Annotated in this window: 23 protein-coding genes; 9 read left to right on the forward strand and 14 right to left on the reverse strand. The window is 68.0% G+C overall.

Features of this window, described 5'->3' with window-relative positions; all coding sequences use genetic code 11:
* Nucleotides 1-281: 281 nt before the first annotated feature.
* The 3 genes from ACX9OW_RS17420 to ACX9OW_RS17430 all read right to left on the reverse strand — a co-directional run bounded on the left by ACX9OW_RS17420 (nt 282) and on the right by ACX9OW_RS17430 (nt 2,886).
* The gene (locus tag ACX9OW_RS17420) at nt 282-1,442 is read right to left on the reverse strand and encodes an MFS transporter (RefSeq protein ID WP_459062619.1); all 1,161 of its coding nucleotides are present in this window, start codon (nt 1,440-1,442) and stop codon (nt 282-284) included.
* A gap of 265 nt (nt 1,443-1,707) precedes the next feature.
* Nucleotides 1,708-2,457: a TerC family protein gene (locus ACX9OW_RS17425; RefSeq protein WP_004144462.1), complete on the reverse strand. Its 750-nt coding sequence runs from the start codon at nt 2,455-2,457 to the stop codon at nt 1,708-1,710.
* A gap of 33 nt (nt 2,458-2,490) precedes the next feature.
* Nucleotides 2,491-2,886: a diacylglycerol kinase gene (locus ACX9OW_RS17430; protein ID WP_053516413.1), complete on the reverse strand. Its 396-nt coding sequence runs from the start codon at nt 2,884-2,886 to the stop codon at nt 2,491-2,493.
* Nucleotides 2,887-3,098: 212 nt separating this feature from the next.
* Here ACX9OW_RS17430 and ACX9OW_RS17435 point away from each other — a divergent pair, with 212 nt between their 5' ends.
* Nucleotides 3,099-3,800: an SGNH/GDSL hydrolase family protein gene (locus ACX9OW_RS17435; protein WP_065182787.1), complete on the forward strand. Its 702-nt coding sequence runs from the start codon at nt 3,099-3,101 to the stop codon at nt 3,798-3,800.
* 80 nt (nt 3,801-3,880) lie between these two features.
* On the opposite strand, the gene ACX9OW_RS17440 is transcribed toward ACX9OW_RS17435, so the two are convergent.
* The 3 genes from ACX9OW_RS17440 to ACX9OW_RS17450 all read right to left on the reverse strand — a co-directional run bounded on the left by ACX9OW_RS17440 (nt 3,881) and on the right by ACX9OW_RS17450 (nt 6,755).
* On the reverse strand, nt 3,881-5,152 hold the full coding sequence (locus ACX9OW_RS17440; RefSeq protein ID WP_053516416.1) for a sensor histidine kinase: 1,272 nt from the start codon (nt 5,150-5,152) through the stop codon (nt 3,881-3,883).
* A 156-nt stretch (nt 5,153-5,308) separates the two neighbouring features.
* Nucleotides 5,309-6,022: a response regulator transcription factor gene (locus ACX9OW_RS17445; protein ID WP_002811889.1), complete on the reverse strand. Its 714-nt coding sequence runs from the start codon at nt 6,020-6,022 to the stop codon at nt 5,309-5,311.
* Nucleotides 6,023-6,110: 88 nt separating this feature from the next.
* Nucleotides 6,111-6,755: an arylesterase gene (locus ACX9OW_RS17450; protein ID WP_053516417.1), complete on the reverse strand. Its 645-nt coding sequence runs from the start codon at nt 6,753-6,755 to the stop codon at nt 6,111-6,113.
* A 75-nt stretch (nt 6,756-6,830) separates the two neighbouring features.
* Here ACX9OW_RS17450 and ACX9OW_RS17455 point away from each other — a divergent pair, with 75 nt between their 5' ends.
* Nucleotides 6,831-7,478 carry an ABC transporter ATP-binding protein gene (locus ACX9OW_RS17455; RefSeq protein WP_080375229.1) on the forward strand — a complete coding sequence of 216 codons (648 nt, stop codon included), beginning with the start codon at nt 6,831-6,833 and terminating at the stop codon, nt 7,476-7,478.
* Nucleotides 7,475-9,982, forward strand: coding sequence for an ABC transporter permease (locus ACX9OW_RS17460; protein WP_065175797.1), 2,508 nt, complete (start codon nt 7,475-7,477; stop codon nt 9,980-9,982). The genes ACX9OW_RS17455 and ACX9OW_RS17460 overlap by 4 nt, the downstream gene beginning before the upstream one ends.
* 103 nt (nt 9,983-10,085) lie before the next feature.
* Here ACX9OW_RS17460 and ACX9OW_RS17465 read toward each other — a convergent pair whose 3' ends face one another.
* The 5 genes from ACX9OW_RS17465 to ACX9OW_RS17485 form a co-directional block, all read right to left on the reverse strand.
* Nucleotides 10,086-11,012, reverse strand: coding sequence for a DUF6607 family protein (locus ACX9OW_RS17465; protein WP_053516420.1), 927 nt, complete (start codon nt 11,010-11,012; stop codon nt 10,086-10,088).
* A gap of 73 nt (nt 11,013-11,085) precedes the next feature.
* Nucleotides 11,086-11,685 (reverse strand): ChuX/HutX family heme-like substrate-binding protein, encoded by a 600-nt coding sequence (locus ACX9OW_RS17470; RefSeq protein ID WP_106550134.1) that lies wholly within the window; start codon nt 11,683-11,685, stop codon nt 11,086-11,088.
* A 4-nt stretch (nt 11,686-11,689) separates the two neighbouring features.
* Nucleotides 11,690-13,873 carry a TonB-dependent hemoglobin/transferrin/lactoferrin family receptor gene (locus ACX9OW_RS17475; RefSeq protein WP_459062620.1) on the reverse strand — a complete coding sequence of 728 codons (2,184 nt, stop codon included), beginning with the start codon at nt 13,871-13,873 and terminating at the stop codon, nt 11,690-11,692.
* Nucleotides 13,874-14,023: 150 nt separating this feature from the next.
* Complete coding sequence (gene hemP / locus ACX9OW_RS17480) at nt 14,024-14,218, reverse strand: hemin uptake protein HemP (protein ID WP_005412278.1); 195 nt, start codon at nt 14,216-14,218, stop codon at nt 14,024-14,026.
* 193 nt (nt 14,219-14,411) lie between these two features.
* Entirely contained in the window at nt 14,412-15,383 is a 972-nt protein-coding gene (locus ACX9OW_RS17485; protein WP_459062621.1) for a potassium channel beta subunit family protein, read from the reverse strand.
* Nucleotides 15,384-15,575: 192 nt separating this feature from the next.
* On the opposite strand from ACX9OW_RS17485, the gene ACX9OW_RS17490 reads away from it, so the two are divergent.
* The 6 genes from ACX9OW_RS17490 to ACX9OW_RS17515 all read left to right on the forward strand — a co-directional run bounded on the left by ACX9OW_RS17490 (nt 15,576) and on the right by ACX9OW_RS17515 (nt 23,019).
* Nucleotides 15,576-16,874 (forward strand): NupC/NupG family nucleoside CNT transporter, encoded by a 1,299-nt coding sequence (locus tag ACX9OW_RS17490; protein ID WP_053516424.1) that lies wholly within the window; start codon nt 15,576-15,578, stop codon nt 16,872-16,874.
* A gap of 25 nt (nt 16,875-16,899) precedes the next feature.
* Nucleotides 16,900-17,865: a ribokinase gene (locus tag ACX9OW_RS17495; RefSeq protein ID WP_459062622.1), complete on the forward strand. Its 966-nt coding sequence runs from the start codon at nt 16,900-16,902 to the stop codon at nt 17,863-17,865.
* A 240-nt stretch (nt 17,866-18,105) separates the two neighbouring features.
* Entirely contained in the window at nt 18,106-19,101 is a 996-nt protein-coding gene (gene dusB, locus ACX9OW_RS17500; protein ID WP_253119383.1) for a tRNA dihydrouridine synthase DusB, read from the forward strand.
* Nucleotides 19,102-19,152: 51 nt separating this feature from the next.
* Nucleotides 19,153-19,980, forward strand: coding sequence for a methyltransferase domain-containing protein (locus tag ACX9OW_RS17505; protein ID WP_053516428.1), 828 nt, complete (start codon nt 19,153-19,155; stop codon nt 19,978-19,980).
* A gap of 163 nt (nt 19,981-20,143) precedes the next feature.
* Nucleotides 20,144-22,003, forward strand: coding sequence for a DUF7657 domain-containing protein (locus ACX9OW_RS17510; RefSeq protein ID WP_253119386.1), 1,860 nt, complete (start codon nt 20,144-20,146; stop codon nt 22,001-22,003).
* 11 nt (nt 22,004-22,014) lie between these two features.
* Nucleotides 22,015-23,019 (forward strand): glycosyltransferase, encoded by a 1,005-nt coding sequence (locus ACX9OW_RS17515; RefSeq protein ID WP_253119389.1) that lies wholly within the window; start codon nt 22,015-22,017, stop codon nt 23,017-23,019.
* A gap of 27 nt (nt 23,020-23,046) precedes the next feature.
* Here ACX9OW_RS17515 and ACX9OW_RS17520 read toward each other — a convergent pair whose 3' ends face one another.
* From ACX9OW_RS17520 to olsF, 3 genes are all read right to left on the reverse strand, one after another.
* Nucleotides 23,047-24,123 carry a metal-dependent hydrolase gene (locus tag ACX9OW_RS17520; protein ID WP_164151660.1) on the reverse strand — a complete coding sequence of 359 codons (1,077 nt, stop codon included), beginning with the start codon at nt 24,121-24,123 and terminating at the stop codon, nt 23,047-23,049.
* A gap of 64 nt (nt 24,124-24,187) precedes the next feature.
* Nucleotides 24,188-24,991, reverse strand: coding sequence for a UDP-2,3-diacylglucosamine diphosphatase (locus ACX9OW_RS17525; protein WP_053516431.1), 804 nt, complete (start codon nt 24,989-24,991; stop codon nt 24,188-24,190).
* A complete protein-coding gene (gene olsF, locus ACX9OW_RS17530) occupies nt 24,988-26,697 on the reverse strand; it encodes a bifunctional ornithine lipid synthase OlsF (protein WP_279942597.1) in 1,710 nt (569 codons plus the stop codon). The genes ACX9OW_RS17525 and olsF overlap by 4 nt, the downstream gene beginning before the upstream one ends.
* Between the last annotated feature and the right edge of the window lies 1 nt (nt 26,698).

Here is a 26,698-nt window from a genome sequence, read left to right on the forward strand (position 1 = left end):
GGCCTCATACGGTTTCCTGCGCACCGCGGGAAGATCAAAAGAAAAAAATCAAAAGCAAAAGCCGGTTCTTCAGGCATTCGTGTCGACCAAGGTCGACACCTACCAGAGAGGAACGCCGTTGCGACAGATCGCGGGAATGGGCCGGGCCCCGCAGGGGTACTTACAGCGTCCCCCTCAACCGGACCCACCCCACCAACCCACGGAATGCAGGCTTTTGCCGTTGACGTTGACGTTGATCCGGCGGGTGCAGGGCTGCAAGCCCTGCCGGAATCCAACACCCCTCAGCAGGCTTCGGCCACCGCAGTGCGGGGTCGCCCCAGCCACGCCAGCAGCAGGCCCGCCGCCGCCAGCAGGCCACCGGCCACCGGAATGGCCGCGTAGCCCAGGCCCGAGCCGATCACCGCACCGCCGAGCGCCGCACCCACGGCATTGCCGAGGTTGAACGCGCCCACGTTGATCGACGACGCCAGGCCCGGCGCCTCGGTGGCCGCTTCCATCACCCGGATCTGCAGCGGCGGCACGATGGCGAAAGTCGCCGCGCCGAACAGCAGTACACCCAGCGCTGCGGTCACGGGATTCATGAAGGCCAGCGGCAGCACGAACATCAACACCGCCAGCGCCGCCAGCAGGATCCGCGTAGCGCCATCCAGCGACCAGTCGGCCATGCGCCCGCCGATGCCATTGCCGATGGTGAAACCGATACCGATCAGCGCCAGTGACATCGCGATGAAGGCATTGGAGGCACCGGTCAGCTCGGTCAGCACCGGCGCCACGTAGGTGTACAAGGTGAACATGGCACCGGCGCCCAGCACCGTGGTGGCCATGGCCAGCAGCACCTGCGGCTGCAGGATCGCCTTCAGTTCACGGCGCACGTCCGGGCGCGGACCCGGTGCCGAGGCCCGCAGGGCCAGGCCGAGCGCGATGATCGCCACCACGCCCAGCACTGCGGTGCCGGCGAAGGACAGGCGCCAGCCCAGCTGCTGGCCGACCCAGGTTGCCAGCGGCACGCCGCCGATGTTGGCGATGGTCAGGCCCATGAACATCGTGGCCACCGCCGCCGCTTGCTTGTCCTTCGGTACCAGGCTGGCGGCGACCACCGCACCGATACCGAAGAAGGCACCGTGGTTGAGGCTGGTGACCAGCCGCGACAACAGCAGCAGGCCATAGTTCGGCGCCAGCGCCGACAGCAGGTTGCCGACCACGAAGATCGACATCAGCAGCATCAGCGCGGTGCGCTTGCCGAACCGCCCCATCAGCAGCGTCATCACCGGCGCGCCCAGCATCACGCCCATGGCGTAGGCCGTGATCAGCATGCCGGCGGTGGGAATGCCAACCCCTACGCCGTCGGCGATGACCGGCAGCAGGCCCATCGGGGCGAACTCGGTGGTGCCGATGGCGAAGGCGCCGACGGCAAGCGCCAACAATGCGGCTCTGGACTTCATGGGGGACTTCCTGGGGGGCGGGAATCGGGAGCGCGTAGCCTGCGCGCTTTGCCGCACCGGATTAAGCCTTGTCCGGGGAAAACACTGTTGATGCGGGTTCACAAGTGAAGGTGTACGCCGGCATTGCAGGCAAAAGCCCCCGCCGGGCATGGCCCGGCGTTGCCCGAGGCGTGGCGTACGCCGGTAGCGCCGGGCCATGCCCGGCGGACGCGGTGGCCCGCAAAGCAGAACCCCCGGCCGGGCCGGGGGTTCGAGGTCATACGCTTTACCAGTCGCCGGCGCCCGGCACGTGGTGGTCGCGCGCGCGACGGCGCATCAGCAGGTTCAACCATTCCACCAGCACCGAGAAGCCCATCGCGGCGTAGATGTACGGCTTGGGCACATGCACGTCGAGGCCGTCCAGGATCAGCACCGCGCCGATCAGCAGGATGAAGGCCAGCGCCAGCATCTTCACCGTCGGGTTGGCGTCGATGAAGCGCCCCAGCGGATTGGCCGCCAGCAGCATGACCAGCACCGACAGCAGGATGGCAGCGACCATCACCGGGATGTGGTCGGCGATGCCGACGGCCGTGATCACCGAGTCCAGCGAGAACACGATATCGATGATGGCGATCTGCAGGATGACCATGCCGAACACGCCCGACGCCTTGCTGGTCGCCGGATTCTCGTCTTCGCCACCGGTGATCAGTTCCTTGATCTCCATGTAACCCTTGATGATCAGGAACAGGCCACCCACGATCAGCACCAGGTCGCGGATGGAGATGCCCATGCCGGCCACGGTGAACAGGTTGGCGGACATGTGGGCCAGGTAGGCCAGCGACACCAGCAGTGCGATACGGGTGATGCAGGCCACGGCGATGCCGAGCTTGCGCGCAAAGGGACGGCGCTCTTCCGGCAGCTTGCTGACCGCGATGGAGATGAACACCAGATTGTCGATGCCGAGCACGATTTCCAGTGCGCTCAGGGTGAACAGGGTCACCCAGGCGTTGGGGTCGGCGAGGAACTCAAAGGACATGGAAACTCTTCAAGGCAGTTGGGGAATGGGGGTTCAGCCGTAGCGGCCGGCCAGTGCATGCGGGACCACGACCAGGGCCCAGCACAGCAGCACGTTCATCATCAGCACGAACACGGCGGCCGAACCCATGTCCTTGGCGCGCCCGGCCAGCTCGTGGATCTCGCTGCCGTAGCGCTCGATCACGGCCTCGATGGCGGAGTTGGCCAGTTCCATCGCCAGCACCAGCAGCATCGAGCCGATCAGCAGCGCGCGCTCCACCGGGGTCTGGCCGAGCCAGATCGCCACCGGGGTCAGCAGGACCAGCAGGTAGACCTCCAGCCGGAACGAGGACTCATGCAGCCAGGCAGCCCGCAGGCCCTGCCAGGACCAGCGCGCGGCCTGGAAGATGCGGCGCGGGCCGCGCGGCATGTGGCCGAACTGGTCAGCCACGGGTGGAGCATCCAGCAACGGGGGCGCGGCGCAGCGACCGCTCAGACGCACGGCAGGGAGTCATGGGTGCACAGGGATGGGCAGACAGTCGCCATTTTGCCACAAGGCCGCCGGCCATACTCCGCGCGGCCGGGCCGAATGGCCTGCCGGGGACAAGCGCGGGCCGCGCCCGCCTCCTATGATGGCTCCCTCCTTCCTGCCTGGAGTGCACGATGTCCCACCGCCGTCCCGCTCTGCTGATGCTGGGCCTGCTGACCCTTGCGCCGCTGGCGCTGGCACGCGTTCCCTCGCCGTCGCCCCGCGTTCCCGAGCAGGTCTCCAACGTGGCCTGGGCCGCCGACATGGCCGCCTTCGCCGCCGCCGACAAGGTCGCCCCGCCGCCTCGTGGTGGCATCGAGTTCATTGGCAGTTCGTCATTCCGGATGTGGGACAGCCTGGCGGCCGATTTCGCCGGCCAGCCGGTGTTCAACCGGGGCTTCGGCGGCTCGGAAGTCCGGGACAGCACCTGGTATGCCGGACAGATCGTGATCCCGTACGCGCCGTGCAAGGTCTTCCTGTACGCCGGCGACAACGACCTCAACAGCGGCCGCAGCGCCGTGCAGGTGCGCGACGATGTGGTCGCCTTCGTGCAGCGCGTGCATCGCGACCTGCCCAAGACCCGGGTGGAATACGTGTCGATCAAGCCCAGCCCGTCACGGGCGCACCTGCTGCCGGCGATCAACGAGGCCAACACGCTGGTCAAGGCGGCGCTGGCCAGGCTGCCCAACACCGGCTTCACCGACATCTACACGCCGATGCTGGGCGCCGACGGCCAGCCTGATCGCGCGCTGTTCCGTGAGGACATGCTGCACATGACGCCCGCCGGATATGCCATCTGGACCCGCGCGCTGGCACCGAAGGTGACCTGCGACTGAGACACTGCGCACGCCGGGCATGGCCCGGCGCTACCCCTGCCATTCCGCGGAATGCCCGCTTCTGACCCGGCAAAAGCCCTCTAGCGGAAAATCACGGTGGCTTCGGTTCCCTGCCCGGGTTCGCTGGAGAGGCTGACCTTCCAGCCGAAGCGATCGCACAGCCGGCGCACGATCGACAGGCCCAGTCCGGTGCCCTGCGGGCGACTGGGTTCGGCGCGGTAGAACGGCTCGAACGCGCGCGACAGGGCTTCGGCAGACATGCCGATGCCGGTGTCGCGCACCACCACCCGGTCGTCGCGCACATGCACGTCGATGCGGCCTTCGTCGGTATAGCTGCAGGCGTTGCGCACCAGGTTGCTGACCACCACCTGCAGCACCCGCGGCGGCGCATGCAGATTCACCGGTCCGTCGCTGTGCAGGTGCACCACGACCGGGCGCGTACCCAGCAGTTCGTTGGCGTTGTCCACCTCGTGACGGACGATGTCGTTGACATCGAACAGCTCGACCTGCGGCTCGACATCCGCCTCGCGGGCAAGGATCAGGAAGGCGTCGATCACCGCTTCCATGTCACGCCCGGCACGCTGGATGCGCTGCAGGCTGCGGCGCAGGCGCGGCTGCAGGGAATCATCCCCCAGCGCCATGTCGCTGGCCACGCGGATCACCGTCAACGGCGTGCGCAGTTCATGGCTGGCATCGCGGGTGAAGTTGCGTTCGCGGGCGACATGCGCGCTGACCCGGTTGGCCAGCGAATGCAGGGCCGCGGCGAGCTGCCGGGTCTCGCCCTGCATGTCCGCCGGCAGTTTGTTCGGTTCCAGATCGGCTGCCTCGGGGTGGCCGGGGTCCCAGCGCGACACGCGCCGCGCCAGCCAGTTCACCGGCGATACCAGACGCTTGGACGCGCGATAGGTGATCCAGCTGGCGCCATACACCGCCAGCAGGGTCAGCAACACCGGCACGATGCCGAACCAGAACGCCAGCATTTCCGCGCGTGAGCGCAGGAATACCAGATACAGGCGGCCGGCCGGCCGCACATCGACCAGGACCAGCTGGTCATCCGCCGGCAGTTCGTGGAAACCGGGCTCCAGGTCGCGCAGGTTGGCCGGCAGCGACAACGCGGACTGGCCGCTTTCCAGCAGGTAGCCGCGGATGTTCTGCGTATTGGGGGGGGGCTGTGCCGGGGATGCGTCGTGCAGCGTCCAGTAATACGCCGCTTCCTCGCGCAGCGCTGCACCGACCAGGCTGTGCTTGATGACCAGCGACACCAGCCATGCGCCCAGCAGGATGCCCAGGCTGGCCAGCACTGCCTGCAGGATGAAGGCGATACGGATCTTGCGCGGCAGGCCGTGCGGCATTGCGGGGTCCCGGTCAGAGCGCTGCGATTATAGGCAGCGCACCGCGCCGTGGTCGTGCAGGGATGATGACCGCCGACACTGCCGGTCGGTCATCCCCTGCCCTGTTGCCCGTCCGCTACCGCACCGGGCCTGCAGCTGCACCGGCACGGTCCCTGCTCAGGCCATCGGCTGGGCGATGTCGGCAATGCGATAGCCGGCGCTCTGCACGGTATGCAGCAGCGGGCGATCGAACGGCTTGTCGATGATCTTGCGCAGGTTGTACAGATGGCTGCGCAGGGTGTCCGAATCCGGCAACCCGTTGCCCCAGATCTCGCGCTCGATTTCCTGGCGGGTGACAACCCGCGGCGATTCGCGCATCAGAATCGTCAACAGGCGCAGGCCGATCGGCGACAGCTGCAGTTCGGTGCCGGCGCGGGTGGCGCGCATGCTGACCGGATCGAGCACCAGGTCGGCGACCTTGAGCACTTCCGAACCCACCTGGCGGCGTTCGCGGCGGATCAGCGCGCGCAGGCGTGCTTCCAGTTCCTGGATCGCGAACGGCTTGGTCAGGTAGTCATCGGCACCGAAACCCAGGCCGGTGAGCTTGTCGTCCAGCGTATCGCGCGCGGTCAGCATCAGCACCGGCGTCGATTTGCGCGCATCGTTGCGCAGCCGCCGGCAGACTTCGATGCCATCCAGCCGCGGCAGCATCAGGTCCAGCACCACCACGTCATAGCTGTTCTCCGCCGCAAGCCGGTAGCCGTCCAGGCCATCCTGTGCATAGTCGACTTCGAAGCCACGACCTTCCAGGTATTCGCCGATCATCTCGGAGATGTTGCGGTTGTCTTCGACCACCAGCACCAAGCCGGAAGTCTCCTTCGTCTGACGCATGTGATTCCCTCTAACTTCAGCTTTGTGAAACATGCCGGATCGACGGTGGAGGCAATGTGAAGTTCCGTCAAGAGGTCCGATCCGCTGCTCAGAGCAGCGGCTTGAGCAGGGGCCAGACGTTGTCGAGCACCTTCGGCTGGGCCTGGGCGGTGGGGTGCAGACCGTCGGCCTGCATCATCCCCGGCTGCAGGGCCACCCCCTCCAGCAGGAACGGCAGCAGCGGCACAGCGTAGCGGTCGGCCAGCGCGCGGTAGGCGGCCGCCAGCCGCTGGCGGTACGCCGGGCCGTAATTCGGTGGCACATCGATGCCCAGCAGCAGCACCTTGGCGCCCGCCTTCTGGCTGGCCTGCACCATCTTTTCCAGATTGCCCTGCACCTGCGCCGGGGTCAGCCCGCGCAGGGCGTCGTTGCCCCCCAGAGCGATCACCACCACGTCCGGCTTCTCCTTCGCCAGCAGGCCCGGCAGCCGGGTCAGGGCGCCGGCGGTGGTCTCGCCGCTCATGCTGGCGTTGACGATCCGCGCCGGCGTTTTCGACTGCTGCCTGACCCGCTGCTGCAGCAGGCTGACCCAGCCGGCATCGGCAGGGATATTGTGGGCAGCACTGAGGCTGTCGCCGAGCACCAGGACGGTACCGGCCGGACCTTTGGCACAGGCCAGCCCGGGCAACAGCAGGAACCCTAGCAACAGCACCATCATCATGCCGGCTCGCCGGCTCCATCCCGTCTTGCGCATTGGAGTCTCCTCATCGACAGCCTGTCCCCCCGCAGCGCGCCCGTCGCCATCGCCGTCGACCAGGTCGGCAAATCCGTGCATGGCCCGGAGGGTGAAGTCCACATACTGGACAACATCACTTTGACGGTCCATGAAGGCACCAGCGTGGCCATCGTCGGCGCCTCCGGCTCCGGCAAGACCACCCTGCTCGGCCTGCTCGCCGGGCTGGACCTGCCCAGCCGCGGTCGCATCGCTCTGGCCGGGCACGAACTGTCCAGCCTGGATGAGGAAGCCCGCGCGCAGCTGCGTGCTCGCGAGGTCGGCTTCGTCTTCCAGAGCTTCCACCTGCTGCCGGCGCTGACCGCCGCCGAGAACGTCGCCCTGCCACTGGAGCTGGGCGGGCGCGAGGATCGCGCGCGGGTGGACGCCGTGCTGGACCAGGTCGGGCTGGCCCATCGCGCCCGCCATTACCCGCGCCAGCTGTCCGGCGGCGAACAGCAGCGCGTGGCATTGGCGCGTGCCTTCGTCACCCGGCCACGCATCCTGTTCGCCGACGAGCCGACCGGCTCGCTGGACCAGAGCACCGGCCAGCACATCAGCGACCTGCTGTTCGAGCTCAACGCCGGCAGCGGCACCACGCTGGTGCTGGTCACCCACGATCTGCGCCTGGCCCAGCGCTGCCAGCACATCCACCGCATCGACAACGGCCGCCTGCAGGCGGTCGCGCACGAGGCCCGCGCATGAACCTGCTGCGGCATGCGTGGCGCGCGCTGCGCCGCGAAGCCCTGGCCGGCGACCTGCTGACCGTGTTCGCCGCGCTGGTACTGGGCGTGGCGGTGATGACCGCGGTCGGCACGCTGGTGAACCGGGTCAACCTGGCACTGACCAGCAGCGCTGCGGAGATGCTCGGCGGCGACCTCGGCGTCGCCGGTCGTGACGACCCGCCGGCCGCCTTCGCCGAAGAGGCCAGGCAGCGGGGACTGGCATCCACCCGCATGGCCAGTTTCGGCACCGTGCTGTTCCAGGGCGATGCCAGCCAGATGGCCAGCATCAAGGCGGTACAGGCCGGCTATCCGCTGCGGGGGACGCTGCGGGTACGCAGCACGCCCGGTGGTGCGCTGATCGACGATGCCGGCATGCCGCCGCAGGGCCAGGCCTATGCCGATCCCCGCCTGCTGCAGGCGCTGGGGTTGAAGGCCGGCGATGACCTCGAGTTCGGCGCCGGTACGCTGCGCATCGCCGGCATCATCGAGGCCGAACCGGATGCCGGCGGCGACCTCCTCACGCTGTCGCCGACGTTGCTGGTCAATCGCGCTGATGTCGACGGCACCGGCCTGCTCGGTCCCGGCAGCCGCATCAGCTACCGGCTGATGTTCGCCGGGCCGGCCGACCGGATCGCGGCGTTCCGGCAATGGCTGCAGCCACAGGTGAAGGGCATGCGCCTGCTCAGCGTGGATGACACCCAGCGCGGCGTGCGCCAGGCGTTCGATCTGGCCGGGCGCTTCCTCGGCCTGAGCGCGCTGCTGGCGGTGCTGCTGGCCGGCGTTGCCACCGCGCTGGCCGCCAACCGCTTCGCCCTGCGCCGCATCGACCAGGTGGCGATCCTGCGTTGCCTGGGAGCACGCCAGCGCGACATCCTGCTGGGCCTGGCACTGCAGCTGCTGATGCTGGCCGTTCCGGCCTGCCTGCTCGGCATTGGACTGGGCATGGCCGCGCAGGAAAGCCTGGTACAGGTGCTGGGCAGCCTGATACCGCAGCGCCTGCCGCTGCCACAGGCAACACCGGCGCTGACCGGTGCAGGCATCGGTCTGTTGCTGCTGTTCGGCTTCGGCCTGCCGCCGCTGCTGCGCCTGCGCGGAGTGCCGCCGATGCGCGTGCTCAACCGCTCCTTCGCTGCACTGCCGCCCGCCTCGCTGCTGGCCTACGTCGCCGCCCTGCTGGCCAGCCTGGTGCTGGCCGTGCAGGTGACCGGCGACCTGAAGCTGGCCCTGTGGGTGCTGGGTGGCCTGGCCGCTCTCGCCGCAGCGGCGGGCCTGGGCGGCTTTGTGCTGCTGCAGGTGCTGCGCAGCCTGCAGCACCGCCTGCACGGCAACTGGCGGCTGGGATTGGCCGCCCTGACCCGCCGCCGGATGCTGGCGGTGATGCAACTGGTGGGCCTGTCGCTGTCGCTGTGCGCGCTGCTGCTGCTGGCCGTGACCGGGCCGGGGCTGCTGCAGCAGTGGCGCGAGCGCCTGCCGGAGAACACGCCGAACTACTTCCTGATCAACATCCAGCCCGAACAACGCGACGGCGTGCTGGCAGCATTGCGCGCGCTGGGTGCTGCCGATGCCAGCATCGAACCGATGGCCACCGGCCGCCTGATCGCGATCAACGGCAAGCCCCCGGTGCGCGTGGACCAGGCGCAGGACGGCCAGGGGCGGGAAAACGGCCCGCGCGAGGACGACGACGAGAACCGGCCACTGAACTTCAGCTGGCGCAGCACTTTCCCGCCGGCCAATACGCTGCTTGAGGGCCACTTCTGGAAGGCGGACAGCACTGCGCCCGAAGCCTCGGTGGAAACCGGCTGGGCCAAACGCTACGGCGTCTCGACCGGCGACCGTATCGGCATTTCCGTGGGCGAGCAGCAGCGCGAGTTCACCGTGACCAGCGTGCGCAAGGCGGACTGGAACACGTTCCGGCCGAACTTCTTCGTGCTGTTGAATCCGAACGCCGTGGGCGACACCCCGCACAACCTGCTCTCGGCATTCCACCTGCCGGCCGGCCAGGCAGCCGGGCTGGGCGAACTGGTGCGTGCACAGCCGAACCTGTCGCTGCTGGACGTGGATGCGGTGATCTCGCAGGTGCGCGACGTGGTGGAACGGGTGGCGCAGGCGGTGCAGCTGGTGATGGTGTTCAGCCTGCTGGCCGGCGTGCTGGTCCTGCTGGCTGCCCTGCAGGCCACGGCCGGCGAGCGCCGCTACGACAGCGCGGTACTGCGCACGCTGGGCGCGACCCGGCGCCAGCTGCGCGGTGCGGTACTGGTCGAGTTCGGGGCACTGGGCACGCTCGCCGCGCTGCTGGCGGTGGGCGCCACGGCCGTGATCGGGCTGGTGGTGTCGCAGAAGGTGTTCGAGCTGCCGCTGCTGCCGCCGTGGCCGGGCCTGCTGCTGGGCGGCGTGGTCGGCATCGGGCTGAGCCTGCTGGCGGGCTGGTGGGGCACCCGGCGCATCCTGCATACCCCGCCCGCCCTGGCCCTGCGCGAGGCCTGACGAAGGCGCGCCCCGGAAGGCGTGCCGGGCAAGCCCGGCACCCTTCCTTGCGGTAGGCCACGCCATGCGTGGATCCGGCTGTGGCCTCGAGCATGGCTCGACCCTACTGGGCCTTTTCCACGTACCTGGCGAACACTTCGTCGATCTGCGCGTCCTTCACCTGCTTGCCATCCTGCAGGTCCTGCGCCTGGGTGAACAGCGGAATGATCATCGCCATCCCATCCAGCTTGGTCTTCAGGTGCACGCCCGGAGCCTGGGTCAGGAAACCGTCCCAGCGCTGGCGCACCTTGGCCCAGTAGCCGGCGGTGGCCTTCCAGTAGTCGCGCGCCGGGGTGAAGTCGATCTCGGTGGTCTTCACGTAGTCGTTGAAGCCGAACTCGCGCGCGATCTCCACCTGGCTGCCGTCGGCGTTGCGCTGCACCTTGGTGTTGAACTGCTCGTGGGTCCAGCCGTTCGGGGTGAGCGTGTGGCGGTTGACCACCGCCAGCGCGTTGTAGTCGCTGCGCTTGGTGTACTCACGGCGCGGCAGCGGGCGCCAGCTCAGGTCGCTGGTCCAGCTCGGCACGTTGTTGGTGTAGGTCCATTTGCCGGTGCCGCAGTAGCGCGGTGCATCGCTTACTTCATACACGCACTGGGTCCAGGCGCCCTGGTTCACCGCCGCCGGGATGCTGCGCACCCGCCAGGTCTGATCGGCACTGAACTCGAAGCGGTTCGGGGCCTCGTAGACCCAGTCCTGGCGCCAGTGCTTGGTGATGTGGCCACTCTTCTCGTCCAGCAGCAGGTGTTGCAGCACGATGCGCTTCGGGGTGTCCTCGACCACGATGACCATTTCATTGCCGCCGCTGCGCATCGCCGGCGCGCGCTCGTAGCCCGGCTTCAGCAGCACGGTTTCGTCGAAGGCGAAATCCACGGTGTACTCGCCCTGCATGGCCAGGATGCTGTCGTGGTCGCGGGCGATGTCGGAGGGCTGCGCGCTGGCCACGCCGCTGCCGGCGAGCAACAGCAGGACGCTGGCTGTCTGGAATTTCATCGGGATCTTCCTTCGGGGTTGCAGGTTCGTTGAGAGGCCATCCGTGGCCGTCGGGCGTTCCATCAGGAACAGATCAGAGGCGGATCAGCGGCAGGTCGCCGGGAATCCGTGGTGCCGGCCGGCGCGCGGCGTCGGCACAGCAGCAGTCGTCGATGGCCAGCTCGCCCTCGGCGCCTTCCAGGCGCGCGATGCGGCGTGCGGTGGCCGCGCCCAGCGACGACAGCGTCGACAGGCTGGCCGCCAGGGTGCGGCCATCATCGGCGGCATGCAGGCGCAGCGCACACAGGCGCCAACGCTGGCCGCCGAGATGACCAGCCAGGCGCCGCCACAGGCGTTCACCGACACTGCCGTCGCTGTCGTGCTGTGGGCCCGGCGGTAGCGCGGCCACCAACCGGTCCCAGGCCAGGAAATCGCTGTCCGGCAGCAGGTACAGGCGCCACACGCAGCGGCCACGGCCGTCAAGGAAGCACAGGCTTTCGCGCAGGCCCTCGCTGTCCACGCCCTGGCAGGCATGCACGCGCACCGCCTGGCGCCAGCCGCCAAGCTCGTTGCCGTCGGCGTGGTAGAGACACAACACGGTGCCAAGCGTGGCCAGCTGTGCCGGGGTCGGCCATGCCGCGCGGTGCGGCGCGGCGATGGAGTCATTCCTGCGTGCGGACAAGGCTCGGCTCATGAGGTCACCAGGACACGGCAAGGCTGGCGGAGAGGGTGCGGCCCGGGCTGGTGTAGCGATCCAGCACGCGGCTGGTCGACGACAGCGTCGTACCCACGTTGGACCAATCGATGTAGCGTTTGTCGCCCAGGTTGAACACGCCTACGTTGAAGGTCGCACCCGGGGCGAAGTTCCAATGTGCCATCAGGTCGGCCACGCCATAGACGGCCGGGCGGTACACCGTGGCCGAGGCGACGCGGTCCTTGCGCTTGACGAACGTGCCGGCCAGTTCGACACCCCAGGCATCGGTGTCGTACATCAGGCCGACGGTGCCGCGCAGCGGGTCGACCGAATCCAGCGGGGTGTCCTCGGTCTTGTTGTCGCCGCGCGACCAGGCCACGGAACTGCGCAGTGCCCAGCCCTGCAGGGTCGGGCTGATCTGGCCGAAGTCGACGCCGGCCTTCAGTTCAGCGCCGTAGATGCGGGCGTCGGCGATGTTGCGCGACTGGAACACCATCAGGCCCTGCGCATTGGTGCCGACCAGCGACTGCGACTCGATGAAGTCCTTGTACTCGTTGTAGTAGCCGCTGACGCTGACGTAGGCAGCCGGCGACAGGAAGCGCAGGCCCAGTTCCATGCCATCACTGGTTTCCGGCTTCAGGTCCGGATTGGGAATGGCCGTGTAGCCGAAGGCGAAGTTGGTGAAGCCGAGATTGACGTCGTTGTACGGCGGCGAGCGGAAGCCGTGCGAGTAACCGGCAAACAGCGACCATTCGTCGGTGAAGCGATAGACCATGCCAAGCTTGGGCGAGACGCTGGTCTTGGTCAGCTTCGCCACCGCCACGCCGGGATTGTCCTCGGCGAAGATGTTGTCCACTTCCGGCTTCAGCTCGTAGCGGTCCACGCGCACGCCCGGCACCAGCGACAGCTTGCCGCCAGCCATGCGCATTTCATCCTGCGCATACAGGCCCAGCTCGGTGGTCTTGCTGATCGGGAAATCGCGTACCGGGAACGCATCGGGCAGGATGGTGGTGCTGGTCTGGCCGTTGGCCAGTACCTGGAAACCATCGCGCTTCTGGCGGATCTCGGTGCGTGCACCCTCGAAGCCATAGGTCAGCGCGTGCTCGACGCTGCCGGTGCTGAAGGCCTTGTTGAACTGAGCCTGCAGGCCGTACACACGCTGGTCGAAGTTGAACTCGCGGTGGCGACGGCTGCGGTTGGCACGGTCCTCATCGGTGATCTGGGTGGTTTCGCTGTGCTGGGTATACAGCTGCCAGTGCAGGCTGTCGGCGAAGCCTTTGTCCAGCGCATCCATTTCATGCGCGAACGACACGCGGGTGCGGTTCTGCTTGTCGCGCGCCTTCATGCCGGTGGTGGTGGTACGGTCGATCGAAGACAGCACGTTGGTCTCGGTCTTGTCTTCGTTGCCTTCCACGGTCAGGCGGAAGCGCTGGTCCTCGCTCGGTGCATAGACCAGCTTGGTCAGGCCGCTGCGACCGTCGCGGTCCTGCGGGTTGGGGGCGGTGCGGGTGTTGTCGTTGCTGCGCACGTCACCCTTGTTGTCGGTTTCCTGGCCCTGGCGATGGTTGATGTTGACCATGCCGCTCCACTGTTCGCCGCCGAACGCCGTGGTGACACCGCCGAGCAGGCCCTTCCATTCACCGTCGTAGCCGAACTTCAGGCCGACGTAGCTGTCCTTGCCATCCTTCAGGTAATCGGCCGGATCCTTGGTGACGAAGGCGACCACGCCGCCCAGCGCATCGGAACCGTACAGCGAGCTGGCCGGGCCGCGCACGATCTCCACGCGCTTGAGCGTGTCCAGATCGGTGAAGTTGCGGTTGGCGTTGGAGAACGAACCAATGTTGAAGCTGGTCGGCATCGCGATGCCATCGGTCTGCACCCGCACACGGTTGCCGTCCAGGCCACGGATACGGATGCTGCCCAGGCCGAAGCGCGCGGCGCTGCGGCTGACCGACAGGCCCGGCTCGTAGCGCAGCAGATCCTTGATGTCCTGGACCAGGTGCCGGTCCATCTGCTCACGGTCGATCACGTCCACCGTCGCGGCGACGTCACTCACTGCGCGCTCGGTGCGCGTGGCGGTGACCTGCACGCGATCGAATTCGCGCGCATCGGGCGCGGCGGTGGCAGCGTGGGCGGACAGCGGGAGCGCCATCCAGACAGCAAGGCAAAGGGCGGTATGGCGGGTCATCGGGTTCGTTCGGTCAGGCAGGGGAACCCCCGGCCACCGGCACGCCGGAGCGCACGCGGTAGACCGAGGGGGAGAGAGCGGGAGCGGTCGGGTCGCCCACCCTGCGGGCGGCGCCCGGCAGGAGGGAGGGAGGCGGGCGACCAGGCCGCATTACTTGGTCAGGATCAGCTTGTCGTTGCTGGTGTGCCGCAGGCGATAGAAGCGATCGCCGTGCTGGATCAGGATTTCACGACGGCCCTTGAGCAGGGCTTCGCTGTCGATGACCTCTTCCGGCGGAACGACGCGGACCGGACGATCGCGGAGGGTCAGTGTTTCAGGGCGCAGCAGTACAGGTTGAGCGTTCATGAGCATCTGGACTCGTGCGAGGGACGAGTTAAATGATAATGATTCTCAGTTGACAATCAACAACCATTCTCAATTTGATTGATGAGATTAATGATCGAAATCCGAAATTCGATAGATTTTGTGAATCAAATGGCGTGCAGCGGTGACCTTGGGGTCGAGCACGGCTCGACTTCCGGCGGGAAAATGCTGCAGGTCAGACGAAGGCGGCTTCGATCCGGGCCCAGCCGGCGGCGTCGATCTGCTCCAGCACTTCCAGGGCCTGCAGGTTCTGCAGCAGCTGCTCGACCCGGCTGGCGCCCAGGATCACGCTGGACACCTGTGGATTGCGCAGGCACCAGGCGATGGCCACGCTGGCCGGGGCGTGGCCAAGCTCGCGTGCCACCGCGCTGAAATGACGGACCTGGGCCAGGCGTGCCTGTGCATCGGCGCCCAGAACCAGATCCTGCAGCCACTCCATGCCCTCGCGGCCCAGCCGGGCGTCGGCCGGAACGCCACGGTCGTACTTGCCACTGAGCAGGCCGGACGCCAACGGCGAGAAGATGGTGGTGCCCAGGCCGGCCCCCGCATACAGCGGGGCGTATTCGGTTTCCACCCGCTCGCGGTGCAGCAGGTTGTACTGCGGCTGCTCCATCGATGGCCCCTGCAGGTTGTGTCGCGCGGCGATGTCCAGCGCCTGCTGGATCTGTGCCGCCGACCACTCGGACGTGCCCCAGTAGAGCACCTTGCCCTGCCGTATCAGGGTATCCATCGCGTGCACGGTCTCGGCGATCGGCGCGTCGGGATCCGGGCGGTGGCAGTAATAAAGGTCCAGGTAGTCCACCCGCAGGCGCTTGAGCGCGGCATGGCAGGCATCGGTGACGTGCTTGCGCGACAGGCCACGCTGGGTCGGTCGCGGATCCTTGGCACTGCCGAAGAACACCTTGCTGGACACGCAGAACCCATCGCGCGGCAGGCGCAGGTCGGCGATCACATCGCCCATCACCTGCTCGGCGCGGCCATTGGCATACCCCTCGGCATTGTCGAAGAAGTTGATGCCATGGTCCCAGGCCGCGGCAACCAGGTTGCGGGCCTCGTCGCGCGGAATCTGGTCACCGAAGGTCACCCAGGCGCCGAAGGACAGGGCGGATATCGGCAGGCCGGTGGAGCCCAGGCGGCGGTAGTGCATGCGAATCTCCTGCTGCGGGCCCGCATCCGGGCCGGAATCGAGCCCCATTCTACCCGTCGTTCCGACCGCAACCCCTTGCCGTTGCTGGCCCGATCGGTGCCGATGGCCGCGCGCACGCTGCTTTTCCTTGCCCCGGCCCCTGCCCTGCACTAGGCTTCCCGTTTTTCGCGACGCCCCAGGGGAGTCACTCACATGGTCGAAGGTTTGGGCAGGATCGGCTTCGGCCTGTTCGGGTTGGCGGTGCTGATCGGCATCACCTGGTTGTTTTCCAACAACAAGCGCGCGGTGGACTGGAAGCTCGTCGCCACCGGCATCACCCTGCAGATCGCCTTTGCGGCGCTGGTGATCCTGGTCCCCGGCGGCCGCGACGTGTTCGATGCGCTCGGCCACGGCTTCGTGAAGGTCCTGAGCTTCGTCAACGAGGGCTCGAAGTTCATCTTCGGCTCGCTGATGGACGTCCAGAACTACGGCTTCATCTTCGCCTTCCAGGTGCTGCCGACCATCATCTTCTTCTCCGCGCTGATGGGCGTGATGTACCACCTGAACGTCATGCAGGCGATCGTCCGGGTGATGGCGTGGGCGATCACCAAGGTGATGCGCGTGTCCGGTGCCGAAACCACCAGCGTCTGCGCCAGCGTCTTCATCGGCCAGACCGAGGCGCCGCTGACCGTGCGCCCGTACATCGCCAAGATGACCCAGTCCGAGCTGCTGACCATGATGATCGGTGGCATGGCCCACATCGCTGGCGGCGTGCTGGCGGCCTACGTGGGCATGCTCGGCGGGGGCGACCCGACCCAGCAGGCGTTCTACGCCAAGCATCTGCTGGCGGCCAGCATCATGGCCGCACCGGCCACGCTGGTGGTGGCCAAGCTGCTGATCCCGGAAACCGGCACCCCGCTGACCCGCGGCACGGTGAAGATGGAAGTGGAGAAGACCTCCAGCAACATCATCGACGCGGCGGCGGCCGGCGCCGGCGACGGCCTGAAGCTGGCGCTGAACATCGGCGCGATGCTGCTGGCCTTCATCGCCCTGATCGCCCTGCTGAACGCCCCGCTGACCTGGCTCGGCGAAGTGACCGGCCTGGCCGCACAGATCGGCAAGCCGACCAACCTGTCGACCATCTTCGGCTACCTGCTGGCACCGATCGCCTGGGTGATCGGCACTCCGTGGGCCGACGCCACCACCGTGGGGTCGCTGATCGGACAGAAGGTCGTGATCAACGAGTTCGTCGCCTATACCGAGCTGTCGCAGATCGTGAACGGCCAGGTCGCCGGCGTGACCCTGTCCAACGAAGGTCGCCTGATCGCCACCTATGCGCTGTGCGGCTTCGCCAACTTCAGCTCGATCGCAATCCAGATCGGCGGCATCGGTGGCCTGGCCCCGGAACGTCGCCACGACCTGGCCAAGTTCGGCCTGCGCGCGGTACTGGGCGGTACCATCGCCACCTTCATGACGGCGACCATCGCCGGCGTGCTGACGCATTTCAGTTGAACCCTAGTTCGAGAAAAGATTCCCTATGAGCAGCAGTGTCGTTGTCGTCGGTTCCTTCAATGTCGATCACGTGTGGCGGTGCGAGTCGCTGCCGGCACCGGGCGCGACCATTGCCGGCCGCTACAGCACCGGCCCCGGTGGCAAGGGCTTCAACCAGGCCGTGGCCGCATGCCGCGCGGGCGCCGACACCCACTTCGTGTGCGCCCTGGGTGATGACGCCGGCGGTGCCACCGCCCGCGACCTCGCCGGCCAGGACGGTTTCGCGCTGATCGCCGAAGCCAGCAACGAACCGACCGGCACCGCCGGCATCTATGTCGATGCACGGGGTCGTAACACCATCGTGATCGGCCCGGGCGCCAATGCCGCCCTGAGCACCGATTTCCTGCAGCAGCAACAGGCGCTGCTGACCGGTGCCCAGGTGGTGCTGGTGCAGCTGGAGTCGCCGGTGCAGACCATCGAGGCGGCACTGGCTGCCGCCCGCGAGGCCGGTGTCACCACCGTGCTCAACACCGCACCGGCCGACGCCCCCTCGACCATCGGCCTGCTCAAGCTGGCCGATGTGATCACCCCGAACGAGACCGAGTTCGCTGCCCTGCTGGGCCGCCATGTCGGCGAGCGCGTGGATGCCAACGACGTGGCCGCGCTGGATGGTGCCAGCCTGCATGCGCTGTGCCGCAAGCTGGTCGGCAACGGTACCGTGGTGGTGACCCTGGGCTCGGTGGGCGTGTTCGTTTCGCATGCCGATGAGAACCTGCGCGGCGACACCCAGCCGTACTACCGCGTGGGTGCCGAGCAGGTGCAGGCGATCGATACCACCGGTGCCGGCGACGCCTTCAACGGCGCGCTGGCCGCCTCCCTTGCCCAGCTGCCGGAGGCGCCGTTCGCACGCCATGTGCGCTTCGCCAACCAGTTCGCGGGCCGCTCGACCGAGAAGGAAGGCGCCGCAGCGGCGATGCCACGGCTGACCCCGGCCGACGTGGAAATCCGGTAGGTCCACGCCGCAGCTGCATGAACCGGCCCGGGCGCGCAGGTGCCCGGGCCTTTTTCTGCCTGCGCCCATGCAGGGCACGCAGCCCTGCCCCAGCCGCCCACCATGACCCGCCACTGGGGGCGGCGGAAGCAACCGTCAAGCATCTGCTGATGCCCGTACGGCATGAGGTCGGTCCGGATCGGCCTGAACCGGCGCCTCGCCGACCCGGCCATGTGACCGCCTGCGGCCTACAATGGGCGTATGCAGATCGGCCCCTACATCATTGCTCCCAACGTCGTGCTGGCGCCCATGGCCGGCGTCACCGACAAGCCGTTCCGCCTGCTGTGCAAACGGCTGGGCGCGGGCCTGGCCGCCTCCGAGATGACCATCAGCGACCCGCGCTTCTGGAACACGCGCAAGTCGATCCACCGCATGGACCATGAGGGTGAACCGGCACCGATCAGCGTGCAGATCGCCGGCACCGAGCCGCAGCAGCTGGCCGAGGCGGCGCGTTACAACGTCGACCATGGTGCGCAGATCATCGACATCAACATGGGCTGCCCGGCCAAGAAGGTCTGCAATGCCTGGGCCGGTTCGGCGCTGATGCGTGACGAATCGCTGGTGGCGCGCATCCTTGCTGCCGTGGTCAACGCGGTCGATGTGCCGGTCACGCTGAAGATCCGCACCGGCTGGGACTGCGACCACCGCAATGGGCCGCTGATCGCGCGCATCGCCGAGGACAGCGGCATCGCCGCCCTGGCTGTGCACGGCCGCACCCGCGACCAGCACTACACCGGCCAGGCCGAGTACGCCACGATCGGCGAGATCAAGGCAGCGCTGCGCATTCCGGTGATCGCCAATGGAGACATCGATTCGCCGCGCAAGGCCGCCTTCGTCCTGCAGCAGACCGGCGTGGACGCAGTGATGATCGGTCGCGCGGCGCAGGGCCGGCCGTGGATCTTCCGCGAGGTGGCGCACTACCTGGCCACCGGCGAGGAACTGGCCCCGCCGTCACTGGCCGAAGTGCGCGATATCCTGCTTGGCCACCTGCACGCCCTGCATGCCTTCTATGGCGAGCCGCAGGGCGTGCGCATCGCGCGCAAGCACCTGGGCTGGTACGCCAAGGACCGGCCCGAGAATGCGGCGTTCCGCGCCGTGGTCAACCGCGCCGAAGATCCGCAGAGCCAGATCACGCTGACCACCGAGTACTTCGACCGACTGATCGCCGGGCAACCGGCGCTGCCGTCGGCTGCCTGACCCCGCACGCCCCGCAGTCGACCCTGCACGACGCACCACGAGCCCGCGACCATGACACCGCCGATTTCCTCCCCCACCTACCTGCACGGGTTCTCCGGCACCGAACAGCAGCGCCTGATGACCCAGGCCCGCCTGCTGGAATCGAGCATCTTCGGCCAGATCGACTACGGCAGCGCACGACGCCTGCTGGAAGTCGGCAGCGGCGTCGGCGCGCAGACCGAGATCCTGCTGCGCCGCTTCCCGGACCTGCACGTGACCGGCGTGGACCTGAGCGAAACGCAGCTGGCGACCGCCCGCGAGAACCTCGCGCGCACGCCGTGGTGCAGCGATCGCTACACCCTGCAGCAGGCCGATGCAGGCGAGCTGCCGTTCGAGGCACGCAGCTTCGATTCGGCATTCCTGTGCTGGGTGCTGGAGCATGTACCTTCGCCGGCCCGCGTGCTCAGCGAAGTGCGCCGCGTACTCGCACCGGGATCGCCGGTCTACATCACCGAAGTGATGAACGCATCGTTCCTGCTCGATCCGTATTCGCCGCACATCTGGCGTTACTGGATGGCGTTCAATGATTTCCAGTACGACCACGGCGGCGATCCCTTCGTCGGCGCCAAGCTCGGCAACCTGCTGCTGGCCGGTGGTTTCCGCGATGTGCATACCGAGATCAAGACGATCCACCTGGACAACCGCGAGCCGGCGCGGCGCAAGACGATGATCGCGTTCTGGGAGCAGCTGCTGCTGTCGGCCGCCGAGCAGCTGCTGCAGGCCGGCACCGTGGACGAGGATACGGTGGAGGGCATGCGTCGCGAGTTCCGGTTGGTGCAGAACGATCCCAATGCCGTGTTCTTCTTCTCGTTCGTGCAGGGCCGCGCGACGGTGTATTGACCGGCGCCTGCACCGCTGCGCTGCGGCAGTGCCACGCGCCGCATGGCTGGCAACCCGCTAGAATCGTCGCGGGCTGGCGTCGAGGACGGGCGCGCGCTGGACCCGGCCCCTTCCGCGTGCGCGGCAACGGGACCACCGAGCTCCGCGCCTGAAGGGATTCCTGATGACAGCACGCGCAACGACTCCGGGTAGCACGCTGCCCCTCGCCGCGCGGGAAGGCGGCCTGCTGGATGGCCTCGACTCCCGCCAGGCCCGTCTATGCCTGGGCATCGTGGCGGTGCTGTGCCTGCTGTATGTCGCATTTGCACTGACGCCCTCGTCCTATGCGATGGCCAGCCAGTACCTGGGGCTGGCGCCGATCGAGCCCCTGCTCGGCAAGGCGCGGGGCATCCGCATGGACGAGTGGATGGTCTACACCCCTTACGTGCAGATCGCGGTGGCCAACGACTTCGGCGCGACCAACGCGTTTTCGCCATACCACGAGACGCTGCGCTCGTTCCAGGCGCTTCCGCTGCTGGACTGGGGCCTGCTGTTCAAGCCGTACCACTGGGCCTTCTTCATCCTGCCACCGGCCAACGCCTACTCGTTCTTCTTCATGTTCATGGCGATGGCGTTCCTTTGCGGCTGGGCACTGTTCCTGCGCCAGCTGCGGGTTCCGCCGCTGGCGGCCATGCTGGTCGCGCTGACCCTGTACTTCTCGCCCTACGTGCAGGTGTGGTGGACGACCAACTGGGGCGCGTTCGCGCTGGCACCGTGGGTAGCCGTGGCCTGGCTGCGGATCGACAACCGCTGGCTGCGCACCCTCGCCAGCGCCTACGCACTGGTGGTCTGGCTGCTGGCCGTGGCCTACCCGCCCTTCATCATTTCAGCGCTGCTGGCCATGGGCGTGCTGGTGCTGGCCTTCCGCCGCGATGCGTTGACAGTGGCACGCCTGCTCGACGCGGCGGTCGCCGGCGGCCTGGCGTTGCTGGCGTTCCTGGGCTATTTCCACGAAGCGATCGAGATCGTCCGCAACACCGTCTATCCCGGCCAGCGCGAGAGCGCCGGCGGCGGGGTCAGCCCGGTCGCGCTGCTCACCCACGGGTTCCCCAACCTGATGACGCGCGGGTTCTATCCGCTGCCTGCGTTCGAGCCGTCCAACGCCTGCGAGATCGCAGTGTTCAGCAGCCTGCTGCCGCTGTTCACCGCCATCCTCGCCGACTGGACGCAGGTGCTGCGCTGGGCGCGCGGCCACCGGCTGTCGCTGGCGGTGCTGGCCGCCGGCATCGCGCTGGTCGCCTGCTGGATCTTCCTGCCGGTGCCGCTGCGGATCGGCCAGCTGACCGGACTGTCGATGGTGCCGCCCACCCGTGCGTTGCTGGCATTGGGCCTGCTGCTGAACATCGGCTGCGCGATCGTGCTGGTGCGCGGCGGGGTGCGCCTGGGCCGCGGCCGCCTGCTGCTGCTCGCGGCCCTGCTGCTGGCGGGATGCCTGCTCAAGTTCGCCTTCGGCCAGGGCAGTTTCAGCCGGCTGCATGCCACGGCCGATGCATGGCCACTGCTGTGCGTGGGCGTGCTGGCCTTCGCCGCGCGCCGCCCGCGGTTCGCCGCGCATCCGGTGGCGCTGGTGCTGGCGGTGGCCGCGCTCGGCAACGTGCTGACCAACGGGCTGTTCAATCCGGTGCAGTCGGCCCGGCCGATCTTCGACATGGACCGCAGCGCCGTGCTGGCGTCGATGCAGGCGCGCGGTGCACGGCAGGCTGCGGACGGAGCGCTGGTGGTCGAAGGGCGCTACGGTGCGCTGCTGTCCGGCGTCGGTATCCCGGCAGTCAACCACACGCTGTATTTCCCGCAGCTGGCGTACTTCCGCGCGCGCTTCCCGGACATGCCCGAAGACCGCTTCAACACCACGTTCAACCGCTATCACCATGTGATGGTCAGCGACGTCGCCGAACCCCGTTCGATGTACGCCGACCTGGTGGAAGTGCCCGCAGCCGCGATGCTGGCCGCGCCCGCGCAGCCGCCGGCGACGCCGCAGCCCTGAGGACGATGCAGATGAACGCCTACGCGCGCCCGGCCACGCCACCGAAGATCGCCGTCATCATTCCCTGCTACCGGGTGACCCGCCACGTGCTCGGCGTGCTCGCAGCGATCGACGATGCGGTCACCGCGATCTACTGCGTTGATGATGCCTGCCCGGATGGCAGCGGCCGGATGGTCCAGGACAGCACGCGCGATCCCCGGGTCAGGGTGCTGTTCCATGCGCAGAACCGCGGCGTCGGTGGTGCGATCAAGACCGGCTACCGCGCGGCCATCGCCGAGGGCATGGACATCCTGGTGAAGGTCGATGGCGACGGCCAGATGGATCCCACACTGCTGATGGACTTCGTCGCTCCCATCGTCGAGGGCAACGCCGACTACACCAAGGGCAACCGCTTCTGGAACCTCAGCCACATCCGTCGCATGCCGCTGCTGCGGCGGATCGGCAACCTCGCGCTGTCGTTCATGAGCAAGGCGTCTTCCGGCTACTGGCAGGTGTTCGACCCGACCAACGGCTACACCGCCATCCACGCCCGCGTTGCCAGCCACCTGCCCCTGGATGCGATCAGCGACCGCTACTTCTTCGAGACCGACATGCTGTTCCGCCTCAACACCGTGCGTGCCGTGGTGCAGGACGTGGCGATGGACGCGCGCTATGCCGACGAGACCAGCAACCTGCGCATCAGCCGGGTACTGGGCGAGTTCGCCTTCAAGCACGTGCGCAACACGCTCAAGCGTGTCGGCTACAACTATTTCCTGCGCGACCTGACCATCGCCTCGCTGGAGCTGATCGCCGGGCTGGGACTGCTTGCCTTCGGTGGCGTGTTCGGCGCGTACCACTGGATCGCATCGGCATCGGCGGAGGTTGCGACGCCGGTCGGTACGCTCGTGATCGTCATGGTTTCGCTGATTTCAGGTCTGCAGTTCCTGCTGGCATTCGTCGGCTTCGACATCGCCAATGCGCCGCGCCAGGTCCTGCATCGCTCGATCCAGCTCAACCGCACAGCACCGCCGGCCTGACGCCGGCACAGCATCTCCGCCTGCCGATCAATCGCCCGCGTGCACCGGGGCACCACCGCCGGTGGCGCCCGTCGCTGCCGGCGCATGCCAGATCCGCTGCCACATCGCGGCCAGCCTGACGCCGACATCGGCGCGCGCCGCTGGGCTGCTGTAATCCGTGCGCCGCTGCTCGGGCACGATCGCCTGCCAGCGCCCATCGACCTGCCGTGCCACCGCGAAGTTGAAGGTGTAATCCGGCTCCAGGCCCATGCGCAGATCACTCAGCACCAGCATTCCGTCCACTATCTGCGCACGCATGAAGCCACGGTTGAACCACTGCAGGCGTTGAACCGCCGGAATCGACTGCGCTTCACGCAGGGCCTGCACATTGGACGGGTGGCCTTCGAACTGCATCGGGCCGCGGTCGGCCACCAGCGAGCGATCGCCGACCACGTAACCGTTCGGGGTCATCGCCACCACCCGCCACAGCAGGGTGTTGAACGGCATCGGCACCGAGAATCGTGGTGCATCGCCCAGCCCCATGGCCGCAAGGCTCTGCTGGGCGGCACGGTCGACCTGAGCCTTGGCCAGCAGGCCCCATCCCAGGTAGCCGGTACTGAGCACCAGGGCGAGCCCGAGCACCTTGCCGGCCCACGGCCGCGCGCGCCCGAACCACGCCACCACGCAGCCCAGCAGCAGCCATACCGTGTACGCCGGATCGATGATGAAAACACTTGAGCCCATGGTCGGGTGTGGCCGCAGTGGCCACCACAGCTGGGTGCCGTAGACGGTGAGCGCATCCAGCAGCGGATGGGTGACCAGCGCCAGCTGGATGGCCCAGAACCAGCGCAGCGGCGACTGCGCCACCCGCCCCCGTCCGTAGCGCTTGAACAGCCACCAGATCAACGCCGCCACCCAGGGCAACACCAGCAGCGAATGGCTGAAGCTGCGGTGGTCGACCATCACCGCTACGGGATCCTCGGCAGTGAAGCCCAGCCACAAGGCATCCAGATCCGGCAAGGTGCCCAGTGCGGCACCGGCCAGCAGGGCCGCGCGGCGATGTCCGGGCGGGGCGATGGCAGCGGCTACGGCGCCGCCGAGAACGATCTGGGTCAAGGAATCCATGGCCCGATGCTAACGGCTTTGCCGGGCGACAGCAGAGCCCGGACGGTGGCCGGTGCCGCTGGGCTCAGGCAGCTGCCGCGCGCCGGGCTGCGCCGGGCAGCTCCACCAGCGTCCGCCCATGGTGATCGAGCAGGCGCAGCGCGCCGTCATGATCTTCGGCCAGCGCGGTCAGGCTCTCCACCCAGTCGCCGTCGTTGGCGTAGACCAGGCCGTCGCGCTCGACCAGCGCCGCACGGTGGATGTGCCCGCAGATGATGCCGTCCAGGCCGCGCCGGCGCACGTCGTCCAGCCCGGCCTGCACGAAGCGCTCGATGTAGCGCTCGGCCGCACCACTGCGCTTCTTGAGGAATTCCGACAGCGACCAGTAGCGCATGCCCAGCCGGCGGCGTACCGCGTTGAGCGCCTGGTTGCCGGTCAGGATGCGGTAGTACAGCCAGTCGCCGAACTTTTCCTGCAGGCCGCCGAAATGGGTGACACCGTCGTAGTCGTCGCCATGGGCGACCAGCAACCGTCGCCCATCGGCGGTCACATGGATCGCACGACGACGCACCTGCATCGCCGGCAGCATCAACCCGCAGACATGGCGCAGCGAGGCATCGTGATTGCCGGGGATGTAGATGATCTCGGTACCGTTGCGACGCAGTGCATGCAGCGCCTGGATGACGTCGCTGTGCGACTGCCGCCAGTTGGCGCGATGATGCGCCATCCACCACAGGTCGATGATGTCACCGACCAGGTACAACCGTTCACAGCGCAGCTGGGTGAGAAACACGGCCAGTTCGGCCGCGTGGCAGTGACGCGACCCCAGATGCACGTCGGAGACGAACACGGCGCGACGGTGTGGCGACAACGTCGCCAGCGCGCTCATGCCTGCGCTCCGGCATCGCGCAGGTAGCGCTTGCGCTTGTGCGGTCGGATCGCGCACAGGTCCACCTCGATCAGACCGTCGATCGAGTCGCTGAACGCCGGGTCGACACCGAACGCAAGGAAGCGCGCGCCACCGGGCTCGCACAGGTCGGTGTACTGGCGGTACAGGGTCGGCACGCCGGTCCCGAGTGCGGCCAGGTTGGCCTTCAGGACATCGAAGGCTGCGCCCGCATCCAGTTCGCCGAAACTGGGCGGTGCCGCGAAGTACTGGAAGGGCCGGTTCGACTCGGCCAGGCCGGCGATGCCGCCGTAGTAGCGCTGGTAGTAGGCCACCAGTTGCTCGCGCGCATCGCGCGGCAGCGCCGCACTGATCGATACCGCACCGAACAGGTAGCGGATGCCGGGCCGGCACTGCAGGTAGGCGCCGATTCCCTGCCACAGGTAGTCCAGGCTGCGGCTGCCCCAGTAATCGGGCACCACGAAGCTGCGGCCCAGCTCCAGCCCCTCGGCGATATGGGTGATGGCATCGTCGGAATAGCGGAACAGCGACGCGCTGTAGAGCCCTGCCAGTCCGCGCCGGGCCAGGGCGTGCGCGCCCCGCATGATGCGGTACGCGCCCGCGATGCGCTGCGCGGCAGCGTCCCAGATCACGATGTGCTCGTACTGCGGATCGAAGGCGTCCAGGTCGCGGCTGTGGCCGGTACCCTCGCCCACCTGGCGGAACGTCAGCTCGCGCAGGCGTCCCAGTTCCAGCAGCAGCGGCGAGTCGGCGCTGCAGCTGGCCAGCAGGATCTGCTTGCCGTCGGCGGTCTGTCCGAGCCGGACAGCGCCAGCGATGGCGGCCGCCACCTGCGACGGCGGCACCGGTGCGGCCAGTGGTTCGGGGCCTGCACCGGCAGTCTCGCCGGGGCGCAGGTCGCGGCCCAGCGCATACACCGCGCGCCGTACCGCCAGCAGCTGTTCGCCCGGGTCGCCCTGTCCCAGCTGCATCGGTTCACCGACGCGCAACCGCAGCGGCCGACCACGCCGCGCGAACATCTCGCGCGCCAGCAGCGCGGTGCCGGCTGGCTTGAACAGGGTCGAGGCGCCGTAGAACAGGGCCGAATTGCGTGCCTCCACCCTCACCGGCAACACCGGGGCGCCGGCGGCCCGGGCGAACCTGACGAACCCGCGCTGCCAGCGACCATCACGGATGCCGCGCAACGACAGCCGGGATACCTCGCCGGCCGGAAACACGATCACGCACTGCTCGGCGGCCAGCGCCTGCTCCACCGCCTGCAGGCTGCCGCGCTGGACCTTGCCGCCGAGGATGCGGACCGGCAGCAGCAGGTCCTGCAGGGGGCCGATGGCGCCCAGCAGATCGTTGGCCACGATCCGCACGTCGCGGCGGATGCGGCCGACCGCGTCCAGCAGCGCCAGCGCGTCGAGTGCACCGGAAGGATGATTGGCCACGATCAGCAGACGGCCCGTGGCCGGAATGCGGGCCAGGGCGGCCGGATCCACCTGGTACTGGCCGTCCAGGAACTCCAGTCCGGCGGCCACGAAGCCGAATCCGCGCACGTTAGCGTTGCGCCGCAGGAAGTCCTCCACCCGGTCCAGCCGCGACCAGCGACCGACACTGCGCAGCAGTGGTCGCGCGAGCTGGCCGCGGCGGCCGTGGAACCACTCCGGAAAGCGTTGCTGCAGACGCTGTTCGAGTTCCTGCATG

This window comes from Stenotrophomonas genospecies 5 (genome assembly GCF_054473825.1).

Coding starts and splice junctions, on each gene's coding strand:
- ACX9OW_RS17420 (WP_459062619.1), bottom strand. CDS start 1,442: ATGAAGTCCAGAGCCGCATTGTTGGCGCTTGCCGTCGGCGCCTTCGCC.
- ACX9OW_RS17425 (WP_004144462.1), bottom strand. CDS start 2,457: ATGTCCTTTGAGTTCCTCGCCGACCCCAACGCCTGGGTGACCCTGTTC.
- ACX9OW_RS17435 (WP_065182787.1), top strand. CDS start 3,099: ATGTCCCACCGCCGTCCCGCTCTGCTGATGCTGGGCCTGCTGACCCTT.
- ACX9OW_RS17440 (WP_053516416.1), bottom strand. CDS start 5,152: ATGCCGCACGGCCTGCCGCGCAAGATCCGTATCGCCTTCATCCTGCAG.
- ACX9OW_RS17445 (WP_002811889.1), bottom strand. CDS start 6,022: ATGCGTCAGACGAAGGAGACTTCCGGCTTGGTGCTGGTGGTCGAAGAC.
- ACX9OW_RS17450 (WP_053516417.1), bottom strand. CDS start 6,755: ATGCGCAAGACGGGATGGAGCCGGCGAGCCGGCATGATGATGGTGCTG.
- ACX9OW_RS17460 (WP_065175797.1), top strand. CDS start 7,475: ATGAACCTGCTGCGGCATGCGTGGCGCGCGCTGCGCCGCGAAGCCCTG.
- ACX9OW_RS17465 (WP_053516420.1), bottom strand. CDS start 11,012: ATGAAATTCCAGACAGCCAGCGTCCTGCTGTTGCTCGCCGGCAGCGGC.
- ACX9OW_RS17470 (WP_106550134.1), bottom strand. CDS start 11,685: ATGAGCCGAGCCTTGTCCGCACGCAGGAATGACTCCATCGCCGCGCCG.
- ACX9OW_RS17475 (WP_459062620.1), bottom strand. CDS start 13,873: ATGACCCGCCATACCGCCCTTTGCCTTGCTGTCTGGATGGCGCTCCCG.
- hemP (WP_005412278.1), bottom strand. CDS start 14,218: ATGAACGCTCAACCTGTACTGCTGCGCCCTGAAACACTGACCCTCCGC.
- ACX9OW_RS17485 (WP_459062621.1), bottom strand. CDS start 15,383: ATGCACTACCGCCGCCTGGGCTCCACCGGCCTGCCGATATCCGCCCTG.
- ACX9OW_RS17490 (WP_053516424.1), top strand. CDS start 15,576: ATGGTCGAAGGTTTGGGCAGGATCGGCTTCGGCCTGTTCGGGTTGGCG.
- ACX9OW_RS17495 (WP_459062622.1), top strand. CDS start 16,900: ATGAGCAGCAGTGTCGTTGTCGTCGGTTCCTTCAATGTCGATCACGTG.
- dusB (WP_253119383.1), top strand. CDS start 18,106: ATGCAGATCGGCCCCTACATCATTGCTCCCAACGTCGTGCTGGCGCCC.
- ACX9OW_RS17505 (WP_053516428.1), top strand. CDS start 19,153: ATGACACCGCCGATTTCCTCCCCCACCTACCTGCACGGGTTCTCCGGC.
- ACX9OW_RS17510 (WP_253119386.1), top strand. CDS start 20,144: ATGACAGCACGCGCAACGACTCCGGGTAGCACGCTGCCCCTCGCCGCG.
- ACX9OW_RS17515 (WP_253119389.1), top strand. CDS start 22,015: ATGAACGCCTACGCGCGCCCGGCCACGCCACCGAAGATCGCCGTCATC.
- ACX9OW_RS17520 (WP_164151660.1), bottom strand. CDS start 24,123: ATGGATTCCTTGACCCAGATCGTTCTCGGCGGCGCCGTAGCCGCTGCC.
- ACX9OW_RS17525 (WP_053516431.1), bottom strand. CDS start 24,991: ATGAGCGCGCTGGCGACGTTGTCGCCACACCGTCGCGCCGTGTTCGTC.
- olsF (WP_279942597.1), bottom strand. CDS start 26,697: ATGCAGGAACTCGAACAGCGTCTGCAGCAACGCTTTCCGGAGTGGTTC.